Source organism: Arthrobacter nitrophenolicus (assembly GCF_000332815.1).
GTDB classification, from domain to species: Bacteria; Actinomycetota; Actinomycetes; order Actinomycetales; family Micrococcaceae; genus Arthrobacter; species Arthrobacter nitrophenolicus.
Window position 1 is genome coordinate 56,133 of sequence record NZ_AOFD01000009.1, and the last position, 17,244, is coordinate 73,376.

Here is a 17,244-nt window from a genome sequence, read left to right on the forward strand (position 1 = left end):
CGCCTCTTACCTTGGTTGCTGGGCGGGTAGGGGTTGCAGCCGATGACCAGCCCGTCATTACGGGTCTGGCCTGTGCAGGGGATCAGGACCGCCGCATGCGGCGTTCCGGGGGCAGGAAGTATTGAGTAAATATTAGAACCTCTGCGCCGATCCCCCTATTCCACGCGTGCAATGTGAGCAACTGCACGAACTCCCTCCGGGCAGAGTCAGCGCCAGCCGGTGGCGGCCAGCAGCCGTTGCTCGAACATGGGGATCATGCTCTCCACATAGGTCCTGGTCAGGTGGTTGTCGTCCTTGTACACGTAGACGTTGCCCACCACGGCGGGGCAGACTCCGCGGGCACAGATGAAATCGCTCATGTCCATCAGGTGCAGCCCGTCCAGCTTGCCCCGGTAACCCTCCAGGGGTGAGGGATCAACGAGTGATTCGCTGAGCGACGGGTTGCATTCCGGGGCCTCGGCGCCGTGCCGCTGCACGCACTCGGGCATGTTGAACGTGAAGCGCGGGTTGTCCCGGATGCCCACCACTTCGATGCCGGCCTCGGTAAACGGGCGCACGCCGTCCAGGTAGCCCGGCACTTCCGTCTCGAAGGGGGCCTCCTCGTGCGTCAGCGATGCGACAGTGAAGACGGCGTCCGGGCGGTGCTCCAGGACGTAGGCGGAAGCTGCGCTGTTGTACGCATTGCATTCCGCGTTGCGGGTGTCTGACGAGGCGCCGAACCGGCAGGCCGGCATCAGCAGGGTGACCAGTTCCCAGCCTCTCGCCTCGGCGATCGGTGCCAGCGCGCCGAGGTACTGCTGGGAGTGCGAGTCGCCCAGCACCACGATCCGCTTGCTGGCACCCTCGGCGGGAACGGCCTGCCGGCACCCTTCCAGGATGGGGTCGGCCGTGGCGTTTGCTCCGGTGCAGGGGGCGTGGATGCCAGCCCAGTCCTGGTCCAAGGCGGAAGGGCCGGGAATGAATTTGGCCTCGGGTGCCGGCACCCCGGCATTCTCCGGGCTGAGGGCCGCGGCCCCGGGTGTAAGTTCCCGCGGCTGCGCCGCCGTCGCGGCTTCCTCGGCTGTGAGCGTGGTCTGCCAGATGGCCACCGGACCGGCAAGCACCGCACCGCAGGCGGCAATCACGACGGCGGTGCGCCAGGCCCGCAGCTTCGGCCAGTGCCAGTCGCGCAGCGGTTTTTCCACGAAGCGGGTGGTGAGGACGGCGAGCACGATCGAGGCGCCCACAATGGCAAGGCCCTGGACAAGGTTGGGCTCCTCCACGCCGGTGGCGGCGAGCGCCAGCACCAGCACGGGCCAGTGCCACAGGTAGAGGGCGTAGGAATTGTCACCCAGGGCCACGGCGGGCTTGCTGCTCAGGAAACGGTCCACCCCGAACCGGCTCCCGGTCTGCCCGGCCACGATGATGGCTGCGGCGGAAAGCGTGGGCCACAGGGCGACGAAGCCGGGAAAGGACCGGTCCACCGTCAGCAGCAGGCCTACGGAAACCATGCCCGCCAGGCCTGCCCAGCCCAGCACCAGGCGCAGGGCCCGGCGGGGTTTGAGGTAGGGCAGGGCAAGGGCGAGCAGGGACCCCAGGGCGAATTCCCAGAGCCGGGCCCTGGTGTCGAAGTAGGCGTACGCCTGGTTGGTGGCGGTCTGTTCCACCGAGAACGCCAGCGAGATGGCGAACACCGCACCGAACACCAGGGCAAGCAGTCCGCGGTAGGTCAATCCATGGAGCGCGGTGATGCGGTGCAGCAGCGCCAGCAGTGCCGCGCTTCCGGCAAAGATGAGGGGCCACAGGATGAAGACCTGCCCCTGGATGGACAGGGACCAGAAGTGCTGGAGGGGGCTGGCGCCAGCGTGGTCCTGCGCGTAGTAGTCCACGGCGGTGTCGGCGAGCAGCCAGTTCTGGCTGTAGAGCAGTGATGCCCACGCCTGATCCAGCACCTGTGGCCACCGGCCCTGCGGGAGGATGAGCCAGGTGCCGGCCAGGACGCCGAGGATGACCACGACGGCGGCAGGCAGCAGCCGCTTGAACAGGTGCAGCCAGTGCCCCAACAGCCCGAACGGCCTGCCCGATTCGGCCTTCCGGACGAAGGAGAGCGTCAGCAGGAACGCGGAGATCAGCAGGAAGATGTCGACGCCGCCGGACACCCGGCCGAGCCACACGTGGTAGGCAACCACCATCAGGACGGCCAGTGCGCGCAGGCCCTGGACCTCGGGACGGAATGTCGGTTTCCGGCTCTTGGCGGCTGCTTTCGGCTCCGGGCCGGAGGCAGCCGCGGTTCTCGCTATCGACACAAAAAGACCTTCCGGCGGCGGACAAAGCATCAATTCTACCGAGGCGCGGGGGATTTTCCGGGAAAGGTAACAGGCATCACGGCCCTCTCGGCGAAGCGTTGGGTCAGCTCAGGCCGCAGCCACAGCGGATCCGAGAACGGCGGGAGCCGGAATTTTGGCGGCCAGGTAGCGCGCGTCGCGGCTGAGGCCCGGAAGGGTGTCCGAAGCTTCCGCGTACAGGAACCGTTGCCCCAGGAAGAACAGCCCGCGGCAATCCAAAGCCACACCGCGCCACTGCCTGGGCATAGCACCGCCGTCGAGCAGGGCCGGATCGATCCAGCTGAAATCCTCCCGGAAACCGGTGCACCAGATCACGCTCGAGACCTCAAGGCGCGTTCCGTCCGCCAGTACAGGCATCCCGTCAACCACTCCGGCGACCCTCGGCACGACGCGCACGCCGGCTGCGGCGAGGTCCTTCGTCTTCGTCCGGATCAGAGGTTCGGCGTGCGCCTTAAGCGCCGGCGCCACTTTGCGGCCTATCGGTGTGCCAAGCGTGAGTACGTGCAGGCCAAGGAAGCGCACAATCGGGAAAGCGTAGCGTGCCGCGGTTTTGCCATGCTTCACCGGCATCTCGCCTGTCGGCTTGCCCGCCACCAGGGACGGCCGGGTCCTGGAAACTTCGAGGCCGATCTCCGCCCCCGAGTTCCCCAGCCCCACAACCAGGACCGGTCCCGCCTGGAGCTGTTGCGGGTTCCGGTACTGGCTGGAATGCAGTTGCTTCACGGAAGGTGCCAGTCCCGCTGCGAAGGCCGGCACCTCGGGTGTCTGCGTGGAGCCTGTGGCCACCACCACGTTGCGTGCTTCCCATCGGTGGCCGTTGGCGGTGGCGACGTAGCGGTCCGCTTCCCGCCAGAGGCGCTCCACGCGGACGCCGTGGTTCACGGGCAGTTCAAATTCCTCGGCATACCATTCGAGGTAGTCCGCCAATTCATCTTTGGTGGGGAAGGACAGCCGGTCCGCCGGGAACGGTGCGCCGGGCAGCCCGTCATATTTGGCAGGGGTGAACACCCGGAGTGAGTCCCATCGTTGCCGCCAGGCCTCGCCGGCCCTCTGGCTTGCATCCAGAATCAGGAACTTCCGCTTCTGCGCTTTCAAGAAGTAGCCCATCGCGAGGCCTGCCTGCCCTCCCCCGATCACCAGCGTGTCCAGCACTGTGCCGGTCCCGTTCGTGCTGCTGTCTTCGTTGTTCATGGCTGTTTCACTCCCTGCTTGGTTGCGGTTTCGTGGACTGAACCTCCCCCAGCTCCGCCCATCTGCGCCTGTCCTGTCACCGGACCGCCGTGGCCGTAGCGGATCCACCAGACGAGCATCAGCGCTGACGCGAGGACGTAGGCCAGGTGGAGTACCCAGATGGGACCGGCGGGAAGGTTGAAGACGTAGACGGAATGGACGGCATTCGCCACGTTGCTCAGCACCAGGTTGCCCGGGCTGTAGGACGCCAGGTCCCGGGTGCGGGCAGCCTTGACCAGCATTGGCAGCATGCCAACGGCAAACAGCACCGTGGAGAGGGTGCCGGCCAGCATGGGAAGGTTCATGTCCTGAGGCTATTGGCGCGCCCGGGGGCTGCGCGTCGGCCAAATCATGCAACCTTCACGCCCGCCGGCATGGGTCTTTTTGCCCATACCGGGGTGCGGGCTTATCCCGCCAGGCCGTGTTCGTAGGCGTAGCTGGTGGCCGCCGCCCTGGAGGTCACGCCGAGCTTGAGGAAGATATTGCTCAGGTGCCGGGCTACCGTCTTCTCGCTCAGGTACAGCTCGGCGGCAATGGCACGGTTTCCCTTTCCGGACGCCACGAGCCGGAGCACCTCGCGCTCCCGCGCCGTCAGGGGACCCTCCTGAGTACTGGCCGGGTGCTGCATTAAGGACGCTGCCCAGGCCGCTGCGGGGGCTGCGCCAAGTTCAAGGAATTCGGCGTGGGCGGCCTCCAAGTCCATCGCGGCGGACGACTCATCCCCCAGTTCGCGGCAGGCGCACGCGATCAGCACCCGGCAGCGCGCGGCCTCGTGCGGCACCCCGAGTTCGAACCAGAGGCGCCAGGCCTGCCGCAGCAACCGTGACGCCGCCGCCGCTTCGCCCTCTGCCAGATTGACGGTCCCCCTTGCCTGGCGGGCCACGGCTGTGACCATGGGCATGGGGCATTCGCCGGCGAAGGCGTCCAACTCATCGGCTCCCCCGCGTGCCGCTGCCAGGTCCCCGGCGGCCAGCTCGATTTCCACCAGGGCAGGCAGCAGGTGCCGCCGGGTGGCAGTGTCGGCAACACCTGCTGCCCTGCGGATCATCGACTGCGCCTGGACAGCGTCTCCGCGTGCCAGTGTCAGCAGCGCCAGACCGGGCTGGGGTTCATAGCCGCTTTCTGCCGCTTTCCGGTAGGACTCCTCCGCGGCGGCGATGTTGCCCGCCTGACGGTGCACTTCGCCCTGCTCGTACCAGCCGCCGAACAGCGCCTGGGGATCACCCCTGGTTGACCTGTCCTGGGCAGCGGCGGCCGCTTTCAGAGCCTCCGCCCAGGCGCCGTGCAGCCGGAAGAGCTCTGCCCGGTGGGACTGGCACTGCCCGCTGAACGCCACCATGTCGGGCCTGGCCTGGCACCAGCGGTCCAGCGCGATAGTCCATTCCATGGCCCTCGCCAGGTCATAGGCCAGATGGCAGTTGCCGATGACGGCGCAGTAGCCGATGCCGGAGGGTATCGGGGACAGCTCGCCCGAGGTGACAGCACCATGACCTCGTCGAGGATCTTCAGGCCCTCGTTTGGCCGGCCGAGCATGAGGTTGGCTTGCCCGGTGCCAAGGAGTGCCAGGCTGTCACGTCCCTGTCCTGCGCCAGGCGGGCAATCTCGGCGGCCCGGGTAAATACCTCCAGGGCTCCCGCGGGGTCACCGCCATAGAGCTTTCCCAGCCCCTGGGGCATGAGCAGGAGCCCTTGTACCGCGTGGAGTTCGTCAAGCTCCGTCGCCAGCCGCTGCCCGCGCGCCAGCCAGCCGCCCGCACGCGCCATCTCACCGAGGTTGCTCAGCTGGATGCCCATCCAGCCGGCGCAGCGGGCTGCGCCGGCCACGTCTCCAACTTCCAGGAATTCCTCGTGCGCCCTGGTGAGCGTCTCAAGGCCTGCGGTGGTGTTGCCCGTGAGGATCTCCGCGGTGGCAAGCCTTTCCAGGTCCGCGGCCGGAAGTCCGCCCCGCCGGTCGGCATCGAGGAAGTTCTCGAAGGCATCTGTCCAGCGGTGCTCGCGGAAGGCAGCCCGGCCCTGGTCAATACCTGCTTCAGTGGACACCTGGCCTCCTTTCGGATACCCCGCCCAGCCGGCCCGCCGTCGTCGTGCTTCTGCAGTGGCGGTCCCTAAGCGTCACCGTACGCCCGCCGGGGCACGGGCACAAGCGGCCTTCGTCAGGAACGCAGCAGGGCGCGCAGCGTCTGGATGGTGTCGGCTTCGGCGGGCGTTTTGTCGTCCCGGTAGCGCTTGACGCGGGCGAACCGGAGGGCGATGCCGCCGGGATAGCGCGAAGACTGCTGCACGCCGTCGATCGCAATTTCCACGACCGTGACAGGCTCCACCCAGACCGTGTTTGCCGTCCGCCGCACTTCGATCTCCTGGAACCGCTCCGTCTGCCAGCGCAGAAGTTCGTCCGTGAGGCCCTTGAAGGTCTTCCCGACCATCACATAGTTGCCGGGTTCGCCGAACTCGCCGGCCGGGTCCAGGGCTCCGAGGTGCAGGTTCGACAACATCCCCGTCCGCCGCCCGGACCCCCATTCGCACGCGAGCACCACCAGGTCGTACGTCAGCACCGGCTTGACCTTGATCCAGTTGGACCCGCGCCGGCCGGCAGCGTAGAGCGAGCCCACCGCCTTCACCACCACACCCTCATGCCCGGCGGCGAGCGCCTGCCGCGAGACGTTCTCTGCAACCGCCGGATCCGCGGTGATCTCGCCGGGGATGCGGTGGTCGGGCGCGATGCGTTCGAGCACGCCGAGGCGCGTGGCCAGCGGCTCATCCAGCAGGTCGCGGCCGTCAAGGTGCAGCACGTCAAAGAACCACGGATGCAGCAGCGTGGAGCGCGCCTGGTCGGCCCCGAACCGTGACATGGTCTCCTGGAACGGCCGCGGGGCGCCGTCCTCGCCCAGGGCGAGGGTCTCGCCGTCGAGGATCACGTCGCGTACCGGGAGGGTGCGCACCAGATCCACCACCTCGGGGAGCCGGTGTGTCACCTCGGCCAGCGTCCGCGTGTAGATGCGCACCTGCTCGCCGGAGCGGTGCACCTGGATGCGGGCGCCGTCGAGCTTGTATTCCACTGAGGCCTCCCCCGTGGTCTCCAGCGCCGCACTAACACTGGACGCCGTTGCCGCGAGCATGGGCTGCACGGGGCGGCCGACGACGAGGCCCACCGCGTCCAACTCTTCCTCCGTCCCGGTGATCGCCACCAGGGCGGTGCCGCCGAGGTCGCCGGAGAGCATCGCCGCCCGCCGGACGGACTCCACCGGCCGCCCGCCGGCGCGGGCGACGGCGTCAGTCAGGACGCCTTCCAGGGCGCCGGTGCGCAGCTCACCCAGGAGGACTCCGGCGATGAACGCCTGCTCCCGTTCGGTGGCGGTGGACAGAAGTGTGCGGAGGGTGGCGGCACGCTCCGCTGCGGACCCGGTGCCGGCCGTGCCGAGGAGGCGGTCCAGGGCGGCGTCGACGTCGGCGACCGTCAGGGTGGGTTCGTCGGCCGGGTCCCCCATGGCCGACCGCATCCCGCTCCAGCCCACTCCCACCCGTCCCTGCCGCGGTTTTGCGATGAGCAGGCCGACTGCAGTGGCAATCTCCCCGGGTTCAAGCCGGCGCAGCAGGCCGGCGAGTGCCTCGACCTTGGCGAGCCGGGAGCGTGTGGATGCGACAGCATCAGTGGTTTTCACGAGCTCGTCGAGCAGCATGGCACCAGTCTGCCACGGGCAGGCAGGCGTCCGGCGGCTGTCCGCCGAGGCGCCGTCCCGGTTCCGGACAGGGTGCAGTCCCGGCTCTGGACAGGGTCCGGGCGGAGTTCCACAATGGGCGGGTGGGCATCATCGTCGCAAACCTGTTCATGACCCTCGACGGCGTCTACCAGGCTCCCGGCGGCCGCGAGGAGGACACCGAGGCCGGTTTCGCCTTCGGCGGCTGGCAGTTGCCGGTGTCCGATGACGAGTCTGAAGCGGACATCGAGGCCGGGATCGGCCGCATGGACGCCCTCCTGCTTGGCCGGAAGACCTACGACATCTTTGCCGCGTACTGGCCGCACCAGTCAGGCGACATCGGCGGCGCGCTGAACCGGGTGCCCAAATTCGTGGTCTCCGGATCGCTGACCGACCCCGGCTGGGCCGGCACCACCGTCCTGCCGGACGCGGCGGCAGCGGGCAGGCTCCGCGAGGAGTACGGGGAGGTGCACATGTTCGGCAGCGGCGTCCTCATCCGTTCCCTGCTGCAGGCGGACGTGCTGGACCGACTCCGCATCTGGCTCTATCCGCTCACCCTCGGGCAGGGCAAGCGGCTCTTCGACGCCGGGACCATTCCCGCCACCTTCCGCCTCGCCGAACCGGCACGCTCCTTTCCGAAAGGGGCGGTGTCGCTGGTCTACGAGCGTGCGGGCGGAGTCGAGACCCAGGACATGCCGGGAACCTGATGGGAAGGGTTATCGCATCCATCACCACCTCAGTGGACGGCTTCATCACCGGTCCTGACGACGGGCCGCGCTACGGCCTGGGCAGGGGCGGCGAACGCCTGCACTACTGGGTGATGGGCGGCCCCTGGACCTACGACGGCGGGCACGAGTTTGCCATGCACGGGCCGGACAAGGAGTTCTACGACGAACTCGTGGCAGGCACCGGAGCGGGAATCGTTGGCAGGGGCATGTACGACGCCGCAGGCGCCTGGGGCGGGACCAACCCCTTCCCGGGGCCGCTCGTCGTGCTCACGCACCGCCTGGCGGACCAACCTCCACCGGAGTCCGGGTTCACGTTCGTTGCGGGCCTGGACGAGGCACTGGAGCGGGCGGCCGCTGCGTCCGGAGGCAAGGACGTCTCTGTTGGCGGCGGCGCTGACGTGATCCGGCAGGCTCTGGCAGCCGGCCGGGTGGATGAGCTGGTGCTCTCCACCGCCCCGGTGCTCCTCGGCGCGGGAAAGCGGCTGTTCGACGGCTTCGACCGGGACGTCAATCTTGAGATCCTGCAGACCGTCAGCTCGCCATTCGCCACGCACGTGCGCTACGCGGTACGGAAATAGGCGACAAAAAACCGGCCCAGCAGATGCCGGGCCGGTTTTTGTGTGCGCGGGCCAAGGGCCCACACGGGCGAGGGACCCAAGTCGAGCGAAGCGGGATTTGGGAGCCGGTGGGGATTTAGTGGCTGTGGCCTGCGTGCTCGTCTTCCTCAGCGGCCTTCTCCACAACCAGGGTCTCGGTGGTGAGGACCAGGGCAGCGATGGAGGCTGCGTTGCGCAGGGCGGCGCGGGTGACCTTGACGGGGTCGATGACTCCGGCAGCGATCAGGTCCTCGTACTCGCCCGACTTGGCGTTGAAGCCGTTGTTGGTTTCGAGCTCGGCGACCTTGGAGGTGATGACGTAGCCGTCGAAGCCGGCGTTCTGGGCGATCCAGCGCAGCGGCTGCACCAGTGCGCGGCGGACGATGCCCACAGCAGCGGCGGCGTCGCCTTCCAGCGCCTTCACGGCGGGGTCCTCATCCAGTGCCTTGAGGGCGTGGATCAGGGCGGAACCGCCACCGGCCACGATGCCTTCTTCGAGGGCAGCGCGGGTGGAGGACACAGCATCTTCGATGCGGTGCTTCTTTTCCTTCAGCTCAACCTCGGTGGCAGCACCCACCTTGATGACGCCGATGCCGCCGGCCAGCTTGGCCAGGCGCTCCTGGAGCTTTTCACGGTCCCAGTCGGAGTCGGTGCGGGCCAGCTCGGCACGCAGCTGCGCAACGCGTGCGGACACGTCCTCGGCTGAACCTGCGCCGTCCACGATGGTGGTGTTGTCCTTGGTGACCGTGATGCGGCGGGCAGTACCCAGCACCTCCAGGCCAACCGTGTCCAGGCTCAGGCCCAGCTCCGGGGAGACAACCTGTGCACCGGTGAGGGTGGCGATGTCCTGCAGCATGGCCTTGCGGCGGTCACCGAAGCCCGGAGCCTTGACGGCAACGACGTTCAGGGTGCCGCGGATGCGGTTGACGATCAGCGTGGACAGGGCCTCGCCGTCGACGTCCTCGGCGATGATGAACAGCGGCTTGGAAGCCTGCAGCGCCTTCTCCAGCAGCGGCAGGAAGTCCTGCAGCGAGGAGATCTTGCCCTGGTTAATCAGGATGAGGGCGTCCTCGAGGACGGCTTCCTGGCGGTCCGCGTCCGTGATGAAGTACGGGGACAGGTAACCCTTGTCGAACTGCATGCCCTCGGTCAGGACCAGTTCGGTCTGCGTGGTGGAGGATTCCTCGATGGTGATCACACCATCCTTGCCCACCTTGCCGAAGGCCTCAGCCAGGAGCTCGCCGATTTCTTCGCTCTGTGCCGAGATGGCGGCGACGCTGGCGACTTGGGTGCCCTCGACGGGGCGGGCGTTCTCCAGCAGGCGGGCGGCGACGGCTTCAACCGAAACCTCGATGCCGCGCTTGATCTGGCCGGGAGCAGCGCCGGCAGCTACGTTGCGCAGGCCTTCCTTGACCAGTGCCTGGGCCAGGACCGTTGCGGTGGTGGTGCCGTCGCCGGCAACGTCGTTGGTCTTGGTGGCGACTTCCTTGGCCAGCTGGGCACCAAGGTTCTCGTACGGGTCGTCCAGTTCCACTTCGCGGGCGATGGTGACGCCGTCGTTCGTGATGGTGGGCGCTCCCCACTTCTTGTCCAGGACAACGTTGCGGCCGCGGGGGCCGAGCGTTACCTTGACGGTGTTGGCGAGCTTATCGATGCCGGCTTCAAGAGACCGGCGGGCAGCGTCGTTAAACGCAAGCTGCTTTGCCATGGTTTTGTCCTTTCAAGACAGAACCCCGCGCAGCTGGCCAGCAGAAGGCATGACCAGCGGCACGGGGATCCGGGAAGTTACTTTACGACGATCGCCAGGACGTCGCGGGCGGACAGCACGAGGTACTCGGTGCCGCCGGTCTTGACTTCGGTTCCACCGTACTTGGAGTAGATCACGACGTCGCCCACGGCTACGTCGACCGGTACGCGGTTGCCGTCTTCGAAGCGGCCGGGGCCTACTGCAACAACTTCGCCTTCCTGCGGCTTCTCCTGTGCGGAGTCCGGGATCACCAGGCCGGAAGCCGTGGTCTGCTCGGCTTCGAGCGGGCGGACAACAATACGATCCTCAAGAGGCTTAATAGAGACCGACACTCGGACCTCTCCTTTTCGTCAGCAAATTCGTGGACTTGGAAAGCTTTCGCCCTGGCTGGCAACCGTCGTCGCGGTGCCGGCAGCAGCCTGGCTGGCAGCTCTTCATGTATTAGCACCCTCCTAGGGAGAGTGCTAATGAAGACTCTATGTCCGGGTTAGCACTCGGTCAAGGCGAGTGCCAGCGTTTCGTCTTCAGCGGACACATCCGCCCTGTACATTGAAGCGGTGCGAGCCGCCGTGTACCTGATCCTTGCGAACCTGTTCTGGGCCGGAAACTTCGTCGTGGGGCAGTCGGCCATGAAGACGATGGACCCGCTCCAGCTGACGTTCTGGCGCTGGGTCCTGGCCGCCGCACCGCTGCTCCTCCTGGCGCACTTCGTGGACAGGCCGGACTGGAAAGGGGTGCTGCGCCGCTGGCCGGTCCTGCTGCTGCTGAGCGTGCTGGGGATGAGCGGCTACACCCTGCTGCTGTACAGCGCGCTGCAGCACACCTCGGCCCTGAACGCGTCCCTGGTCACCGCCGCCAACCCGGCACTGATCATGGTGCTGGCTGTCGTCTTCCTTCGCGACCGGCCCCGCCCGGTGAGCTGGCTGGGCATCGGCCTGGGCCTGGCGGGGGTCGTCCTGGTGCTCACCGGCGGTGACCTGCAGCGGTTGCTGACCTTCTCCATCAACACCGGGGAACTGCTGATCCTGGCTGCCATCACGGTCTGGGGCTTCTACACGATCATCGCCCGCAGGCTGTCCCTGCCGGCCATCACGTCCACCGCGGTGCAGGTTGCACTGGCCGCCGTGGTCCTCGCCCCCGTGGCCGCGGTGGCAGGCGCGGGGCTGCCGTCCACTCCCGCGGAAAGCTGGTCGCTGGCGTTCATCGCGGTGTTCCCGTCGCTGGGCTCCTACCTGCTGTGGAACCTGGCCCTGAAACGGACCACCGCCGCGAACGCGGGCAACTACCTGAACCTGATCGCCGTCTTCACCGCGGTCATCACGGTGCTGCTGGGCCAGCCCATCACCCTCGCGCAGGTAACGGGCGGCATCCTGGTGATATCAGGCGTACTGCTCACCAGCGCCGGGCAGCAGCCTCAGCGGCCCAGGTCCTCGAAATCCACTTCCTCGCCGCCGTCGGAATCCCGCGTCCCCTGATTCCTGCCCCGGTACAGCACCGCGGCAGCGCCGGCCGCGGCCAACAGCGAGGCGACCAGGAACACGATGCTTCCGGTCCGTGCCCCGGTATACAGCCCGCGGATATCTCGGGCCTCCTGGGTATCGTCCTCGATGTTGTTGCCGCCTACCGAGTAGACGGTGGCGTTGAACGTGTCCAGGAAAAAGATGATCACCAGCAGCGCCAGGCAAACAACGGCCACCACCGACGCCGCGATCAGCGCCGGGCGGGCGTACCTGGCAGGACCCCGGTCCGTGGGCTGCTGTTCTCCGGACTGCTGGGGGCCTGCGCTGTCTTCCATGCTTTCAACCCTATCGGCATCCCGCAGGACGCTCCTCCACTAGGCTGGAACGCATGCCCAACGCTCCCCAGGACCAGATCGCGCCGCTGCTCACCCCGGAAGGCTGGGACCTGCTGGCCTCACTGGGTCCATACCGGGAGGACGCGTCGTTCGAGCTGAATTCCGCGCTGCGCAAGGCGGGGCACTCCCCCGAGCTGGTGTCCGCCGTCCTAACCCAGTCGCGGCTCCGCACCAGGGCCGAGGCCAAGTTCGGCGAGTTTGCCAGCCAGATGCTGTTCACCCAGGCCGGGCTGGAGCAGGCCACCCGCCTGAACGTTGCAGCCCGCCACGCGCAGCGGTTCGCCGAAGCGGGCGTCAGCCACGTGGCAGACCTGGGCTGCGGGCTCGGCGCTGATTCCCTTGCACTGGCGTCGCTTGACCTCACGGTCACCGCGGTGGAACAGGACGAGACAACTGCCGCCTGCGCCACCGTAAACCTCATCCCCTTCCCGAACGCCACCGTGGTCCACGCGGACGCCACCGCCGTCCCGCTGGACGGGATCGACGGCGTGTGGCTGGACCCCGCCCGCCGGGTCACCTCCACCTCCGGCACCACGCGCATCTGGGACCCGAGGCCTTTTCGCCGCCGCTGTCCTTCGTGGAGTCCCTTGCGGAGTCGGGCATGGCCGTGGGCGTGAAGATGGGCCCGGGCATGCCGCATGAATCCGTGCCGCAGGGCTGCGAAGCCCAGTGGGTGTCCGTGAACGGGGACGTCACCGAGGTGGCGCTGTGGTTCAATGCCGTGCGCCGCGCCGACGTCCGCCGCTCAGCACTGGTGCTGGGGCCAAACGGAGCAGCCGAGCTGGCCAGCGCCGCGGATTTCGGTGCCGGACCGGCGGCACCGGTGGGTCCCGTGGCGGGCTACCTTTACGAACCGGACGGCGCCGTGATCCGGGCGGGCCTCGTGGCCGACGTCGCGCAGGAGCTCGGCGGCCACCTGGTGGACGAGCACATCGCGTACATCTGCGCCCCCGCACTGGCGGACACCCCGTTCGCGCGTGCCTACAAAGTGCTGGATGTCATGCCCTACAACGTCAAGGCGCTCAAGGCCTGGGTCAAGCAGGAAGGCATCACGGTGCTGGACATCAAGAAGCGCGGCACTGCCGTCACCCCGGAGGAACTGCGGAAGCAGCTGCTGCCCGGCGGCAGGAATGCCGGTAAGAAGGGCGCCGGAAAAACAGCCACCCTGGTCCTGACCCGCATCGGGGAGGACCGGGTGGCCATCGTGGTGGAGCCGGTGGCAACCGGCACCTGAGCCGGCCGGCTATCAAGCCCTGCGGGCTACTGGGCCCGCATGAACTCCTCGGCGGCCCGCACTTGTTCCGGGGTGGGCCGCACGCCCGTATAGAGCACGAACTGTTCCAGCGCCTGGATGGTGGCCACCTCCGCCCCGGTGATCACCGGCTTGCCTGCGGCGCGGGCCGCCCGGATCAGCGGGGTTTCGGCGGGCAGCGCCACCACGTCGAAGACGATCCTGGCGCTGTCGATGGCTTCGGCGGGGAACGCCAGCGTTTCGGCGTCCGCCCCGCCGGCCATGCCAAGGGGGGTGACGTTGATGATCAGGTCCGCCGTGCCGCCGTCGAGCGCTGCCCGCCATTGGAAGCCGTACTGGCCGGCGAGCGCGCGCCCGGTGGCCTCGTTCCGCGCGATCACCGTGACGTCCTTGAAGCCGGCGTCCCGGAGTGCCGCCACGGTGGCCTTGGCCATGCCGCCGGCGCCCTGAACCAGGACGGAGTACTTTGTGGGCACGGAATTGCTGGCGAGCAGCTGCTCGATGGCGGTGTAGTCGGTGTTGTAGGCCTTGAGGTGGCCGTCCGTGTTCACGATGGTGTTCACCGAATCGATGGCCTTCGCGGAGGGGTCCATCTCGTCAACAAGGGCGATGACGTCCTCCTTGTACGGCATGGAGATGGCGCAGCCGCGGATGCCCAGCCCGCGGACCCCGGCGATGGCCTGCTCCAGGTTGGTGGGGGCGAACGCCTTGTAGATCCAATTGAGCTCGAGCTGGTCATACAGGTGGTTGTGGAACCTGGTCCCGTTGTTGCTGGGACGGGCCGAGAGCGAGATGCAGAGAGTCATGTCTTTATTCAGAATGGGCACCTGACTATTAAACGCGCTCAGGCGGGGCAGCCGGTTCCGGCAGGGACATTCCCGACGGCGGCGGGCAGCTTTCCGGGTGCCGGCGCCTTTCCTGCCAGCACGGCGGCGAGGGCGTCGAAGGCGGCGTCACTGCGGCCGTAGAGCGCCAGCCGGACCGGCGCCGGGGAGGCCTGCAGCGTCCACGGGGCGTCCAGCGCCACCTCGATGTCTCCGCCGGCGGGCTTCCCGCCGTACCCGATGAGGTTGACCAGCGGCCCGGTTCCCACGCTGAGTCCTGCCCGGGCGGCGGCGGCCTCGAACCGTTCCTTGTCCCCCGGTCCTCCGCCGGCCACCCGGGACAGCCCCCGGAACAAGCGGCCCGCCGCACGGACCGGACACCACTGTTACGGCCGAGGCCGAGACCCGGGCCGAAACCGGTGCAGCGCTGCCCGCCGGCGCGGCTGCGGGTGAACCCCGCCGGCCCTGCCAGGTCATCATGGTGGCCACGCGCCGGGCGGCCTCATCCAGCCGCTCCGCGGGAAGGGACCCGGACTTCACGGCCTCGACGATGGCGGCGTGGGCCTGTCCGACGTCGGCGGGCATCAGCAGCAGGTCGGCGCCGGCGGCCAGCGCCATCACGCGGCTTTGCCGCCGGGATACTGTTTGGTCACCGCACCCATGTTCAGCGCGTCCGTCACCGCCACACCCTCGAAGCCCAGCCCCCGCAGGGCTGCGTAGGTGGGGGCAGAGAGCGACGCCGGGACGCCCGGTTCCAGCGCCGGCACGGCAATGTGCCCGGTCATCACCATCGGGGTTCCGGCGGCGATGGCAGCCTGGAAGGGCTTCCAGTCCCGCGCGCGGAGCTCCTCCAGGCCGGCGGGCTGGACCGGCAGGCTCAGGTGCGAGTCCGCGGTCACGGATCCGTGCCCGGGGAAGTGCTTCACCGCGGGCAGGACTCCGGCGGCGAGCATGCCCTGCGAGAACGCCGTCCCGTGCACGGCGGCGGCCGCCGGGTCCGCGGACATGGACCTCGCCCCGATGGTGGGGTCCGTCGGCCCCATGGTCACATCCGTGTCCGGCGCGAAGTCAACGTTGAAGCCCAGCCCCGCCAGTTCCCCGGCCAGTCCCTGCCCAGCCTCGCGGGTCAGCCCTTCGCTGCCCGCGGCACCGTAGCTCATGGGTGCGGGCCACTCGGTCAAGGGAGGGCCGAGCCGCGCCACCAGGCCACCTTCCTGGTCTACCCCGATCATCCCGGGCCAGGGGTCGCCGTCGGCCGCTGTGGCCTGGGCCAGCCGCTGGTTGATGGCGCCATGCGGGCCAGGTCCACCTTCCCCTGCGGGTCGCGGGGAACGTTGTCACCCATGATGATGGATCCGCCAGGTGCAGCCGCTCAATGGTGCCGGCATGCGCCTCCGCATTGGTGCCCTGGAAGAACGGCATCAGTACCTGGCCGGCCTTTTCCTCAGGCGTCATGCCCGCCACAGCCGCGGCGGCGGCGTCCTGGTCGCGCTGTTCCGGGCCCCAGCCCAGGGGCCGGGAACCGGGGTCGGGTGCGGGGGACGCCGTGGCGGGCGCCGTCGTCGGACCCGCTGGCGCCGACGGTGACACGGTGGCGGACGGTGCCGAGGTGGAAGGTGCCGACGACGGTAAAGGGCCGGGTGCGGCGGTGCAGGAGGCCAGTGCTACGACAGAAACTGCGGCTAAGAGTGGGAGGATTTTGTGTGGACTGTCACGCAGGCGTTGAAACGGGGACATCATTACTAGGCTACCCCTGAGCTATAGACTTGAAACACCCGTTCGCCTGCCGTGAGCGGCGCCCGCCCGCACCGGACAGTAAGGACACGCGTGAAGATTGACTTCGCTTCATCGAGCAGTCAACCCTCGGTGTCGAATGGGAACTCGCGCTGGTGGACGGCAAAACCGGTGAGCTCGCATCCGTCGCCAATGAGGTGCTGCGCGGTGTGGTGGACCGCCATCCCGAACTGAACGAGGACGACGAGCACCCGCACATCAAGCAGGAACTGCTGCTGAACACTGTGGAACTCGTCACCGGAATCTGCGAGACGGCCGCCGAGGCGAAAGAGGACCTGAGCCGGTCCCTTGCCGCCGTCCGGGAGATCACCGATCCCATGGGCGTGGAACTGTTCTGCGCCGGCAGCCACCCGTTCAGCCCGCCGCAGCTGCAGCCGGTGACGGACAAGGCCCGCTACGCCAAGCTGATCGACCGCACCCAGTGGTGGGGCCGGCAGATGGTGATTTATGGCGTGCATGTGCACGTGGGGCTGGACCGGCGGAGCAAAGTCCTGCCGGTGCTGGACGGGCTGGTCAACTACTTCCCGCACTTCCAGGCACTGTCCGCGTCCAGCCCGTTCTGGGGCGGCGAGGACACCGGGTATGCGTCCCAGCGTGCCCTGATGTTCCAGCAGCTGCCCACGGCCGGCCTGCCGTTCCAGTTCCCGTCCTGGGAGGAATACGAGTCCTACGTCCAGGACATGTTCACCACGGGCGTGATCGACACCCTCTCCGAGATCCGCTGGGATATCCGGCCCGTGCCGAACCTGGGCACCATCGAAATGCGCATCTGCGACGGCCTGGCAACCCTGGAGGAAGTGGGCGCGATCGCCGCGCTCACCCAGTGCCTGGTGGACGAATTTTCCACCATCCTGGACAACGGCGGCAGCATTCCCACCATGCCGCGTGGCACGTCCAGGAGAACAAGTGGCGGGCCGCCCGCTACGGCATGGACGCCATCATCATCCTGGACGCCGCCGGCAAGGAGCAGCTGGTGACCGACCACCTGCTGGAAACCCTGAACCGGCTGGAACCGGTGGCAGCGAAGCTGCGCTGCTCGGATGAACTGGCGGACGTTGAAAAGATCATCCGCCGCGGGGCCGGCTACCAGCGCCAGCGCCGGGTGGCAGCCGAACACGGCGGGGATCTCCAGGCCGTGGTCCTGGACCTGGTCAAGCAGATGCGGAACGGCCCCACCGCCTGACCCGATGCCCCAGGCAA

Annotated in this window: 15 protein-coding genes and 3 pseudogenes; 5 read left to right on the top strand and 13 right to left on the bottom strand. The window is 68.1% G+C overall.

Annotation, left to right across the window (positions count from 1 at the left end; genetic code table 11):
• Positions 1 to 206 precede the first annotated feature (206 nt).
• The 6 genes from G205_RS04985 to G205_RS05005 form a co-directional block, all read right to left on the bottom strand.
• Positions 207 to 2,315: an acyltransferase family protein gene (locus G205_RS04985; RefSeq protein WP_083875012.1), complete on the bottom strand. Its 2,109-nt coding sequence runs from the start codon at positions 2,313 to 2,315 to the stop codon at positions 207 to 209.
• 78 nt (positions 2,316 to 2,393) lie between these two features.
• The gene (locus G205_RS04990) at positions 2,394 to 3,515 is read right to left on the bottom strand and encodes a flavin-containing monooxygenase (protein ID WP_009357017.1); all 1,122 of its coding nucleotides are present in this window, start codon (positions 3,513 to 3,515) and stop codon (positions 2,394 to 2,396) included.
• Positions 3,512 to 3,859 (bottom strand): hypothetical protein, encoded by a 348-nt coding sequence (locus G205_RS04995; RefSeq protein ID WP_235046791.1) that lies wholly within the window; start codon positions 3,857 to 3,859, stop codon positions 3,512 to 3,514. The genes G205_RS04990 and G205_RS04995 overlap by 4 nt, the downstream gene beginning before the upstream one ends.
• A gap of 101 nt (positions 3,860 to 3,960) precedes the next feature.
• Positions 3,961 to 4,941: a helix-turn-helix transcriptional regulator gene (locus G205_RS23690; protein ID WP_338058379.1), complete on the bottom strand. Its 981-nt coding sequence runs from the start codon at positions 4,939 to 4,941 to the stop codon at positions 3,961 to 3,963.
• Positions 4,942 to 5,059: 118 nt separating this feature from the next.
• The gene (locus tag G205_RS23695) at positions 5,060 to 5,593 is read right to left on the bottom strand and encodes a hypothetical protein (RefSeq protein WP_338058380.1); all 534 of its coding nucleotides are present in this window, start codon (positions 5,591 to 5,593) and stop codon (positions 5,060 to 5,062) included.
• 113 nt (positions 5,594 to 5,706) lie between these two features.
• A complete protein-coding gene (locus tag G205_RS05005) occupies positions 5,707 to 7,230 on the bottom strand; it encodes an ATP-dependent DNA ligase (protein ID WP_009357019.1) in 1,524 nt (507 codons plus the stop codon).
• Positions 7,231 to 7,352: 122 nt separating this feature from the next.
• Here G205_RS05005 and G205_RS05010 point away from each other — a divergent pair, with 122 nt between their 5' ends.
• Together G205_RS05010 and G205_RS05015 are read left to right on the top strand one after the other, a co-directional pair.
• Positions 7,353 to 7,955, top strand: coding sequence for a dihydrofolate reductase family protein (locus G205_RS05010; RefSeq protein ID WP_009357020.1), 603 nt, complete (start codon positions 7,353 to 7,355; stop codon positions 7,953 to 7,955).
• On the top strand, positions 7,955 to 8,554 hold the full coding sequence (locus G205_RS05015; protein WP_009357021.1) for a dihydrofolate reductase family protein: 600 nt from the start codon (positions 7,955 to 7,957) through the stop codon (positions 8,552 to 8,554). The genes G205_RS05010 and G205_RS05015 overlap by 1 nt, the downstream gene beginning before the upstream one ends.
• A gap of 115 nt (positions 8,555 to 8,669) precedes the next feature.
• Here the strand turns inward: G205_RS05015 and groL are convergent, their stop codons facing one another.
• Both groL and groES read right to left on the bottom strand, forming a co-directional pair.
• Positions 8,670 to 10,280: a chaperonin GroEL gene (gene groL / locus G205_RS05020; protein ID WP_009357022.1), complete on the bottom strand. Its 1,611-nt coding sequence runs from the start codon at positions 10,278 to 10,280 to the stop codon at positions 8,670 to 8,672.
• 77 nt (positions 10,281 to 10,357) lie between these two features.
• Positions 10,358 to 10,651: a co-chaperone GroES gene (gene groES, locus G205_RS05025; protein WP_003805290.1), complete on the bottom strand. Its 294-nt coding sequence runs from the start codon at positions 10,649 to 10,651 to the stop codon at positions 10,358 to 10,360.
• A 225-nt stretch (positions 10,652 to 10,876) separates the two neighbouring features.
• On the opposite strand from groES, the gene G205_RS05030 reads away from it, so the two are divergent.
• A complete protein-coding gene (locus tag G205_RS05030) occupies positions 10,877 to 11,794 on the top strand; it encodes a DMT family transporter (RefSeq protein WP_035752113.1) in 918 nt (305 codons plus the stop codon).
• Here G205_RS05030 and G205_RS05035 read toward each other — a convergent pair.
• The gene (locus tag G205_RS05035) at positions 11,734 to 12,114 is read right to left on the bottom strand and encodes a hypothetical protein (RefSeq protein WP_009357024.1); all 381 of its coding nucleotides are present in this window, start codon (positions 12,112 to 12,114) and stop codon (positions 11,734 to 11,736) included. The genes G205_RS05030 and G205_RS05035 overlap by 61 nt on opposite strands.
• Before the next feature lie 53 nt (positions 12,115 to 12,167).
• On the opposite strand from G205_RS05035, the pseudogene G205_RS05040 reads away from it, so the two are divergent.
• Positions 12,168 to 13,408: pseudogene (locus tag G205_RS05040) on the top strand (THUMP-like domain-containing protein).
• A gap of 26 nt (positions 13,409 to 13,434) precedes the next feature.
• On the opposite strand, the gene G205_RS05045 reads toward G205_RS05040, so the two are convergent.
• The 4 genes and pseudogenes from G205_RS05045 to G205_RS22510 form a co-directional block, all read right to left on the bottom strand.
• A complete protein-coding gene (locus G205_RS05045; protein ID WP_268743659.1) occupies positions 13,435 to 14,253 on the bottom strand; it encodes a shikimate 5-dehydrogenase in 819 nt (272 codons plus the stop codon).
• Positions 14,254 to 14,270: 17 nt separating this feature from the next.
• Positions 14,271 to 14,585, bottom strand: coding sequence for a hypothetical protein (locus G205_RS22505; RefSeq protein ID WP_235046793.1), 315 nt, complete (start codon positions 14,583 to 14,585; stop codon positions 14,271 to 14,273).
• A gap of 205 nt (positions 14,586 to 14,790) precedes the next feature.
• Positions 14,791 to 14,868 (bottom strand): annotated as a pseudogene (locus tag G205_RS23965) (hypothetical protein); the annotation flags it as partial.
• Positions 14,868 to 15,482: a glycoside hydrolase family 3 N-terminal domain-containing protein gene (locus G205_RS22510; protein WP_268743660.1), complete on the bottom strand. Its 615-nt coding sequence runs from the start codon at positions 15,480 to 15,482 to the stop codon at positions 14,868 to 14,870. The gene G205_RS22510 and the pseudogene G205_RS23965, both read right to left, overlap by 1 nt.
• A 595-nt stretch (positions 15,483 to 16,077) precedes the next feature.
• Between G205_RS22510 and G205_RS05055 the strand changes: the two are divergent.
• A pseudogene (locus tag G205_RS05055) lies at positions 16,078 to 17,227 on the top strand (glutamate--cysteine ligase).
• Positions 17,228 to 17,244 lie beyond the last annotated feature (17 nt).

Excerpts from the sequence above, each read along its gene's own strand:
- groL (WP_009357022.1), bottom strand. The coding sequence starts at position 10,280 with ATGGCAAAGCAGCTTGCGTTTAACGACGCTGCCCGCCGGTCTCTTGAA.
- G205_RS05005 (WP_009357019.1), bottom strand. The coding sequence starts at position 7,230 with ATGCTGCTCGACGAGCTCGTGAAAACCACTGATGCTGTCGCATCCACA.
- G205_RS05035 (WP_009357024.1), bottom strand. The coding sequence starts at position 12,114 with ATGGAAGACAGCGCAGGCCCCCAGCAGTCCGGAGAACAGCAGCCCACG.
- G205_RS04990 (WP_009357017.1), bottom strand. The coding sequence starts at position 3,515 with ATGAACAACGAAGACAGCAGCACGAACGGGACCGGCACAGTGCTGGAC.
- G205_RS22510 (WP_268743660.1), bottom strand. The coding sequence starts at position 15,482 with ATGATCGGGGTAGACCAGGAAGGTGGCCTGGTGGCGCGGCTCGGCCCT.
- G205_RS23690 (WP_338058379.1), bottom strand. The coding sequence starts at position 4,941 with ATGGAATGGACTATCGCGCTGGACCGCTGGTGCCAGGCCAGGCCCGAC.
- G205_RS04985 (WP_083875012.1), bottom strand. The coding sequence starts at position 2,315 with ATGCTTTGTCCGCCGCCGGAAGGTCTTTTTGTGTCGATAGCGAGAACC.
- G205_RS05015 (WP_009357021.1), top strand. The coding sequence starts at position 7,955 with ATGGGAAGGGTTATCGCATCCATCACCACCTCAGTGGACGGCTTCATC.
- G205_RS04995 (WP_235046791.1), bottom strand. The coding sequence starts at position 3,859 with ATGAACCTTCCCATGCTGGCCGGCACCCTCTCCACGGTGCTGTTTGCC.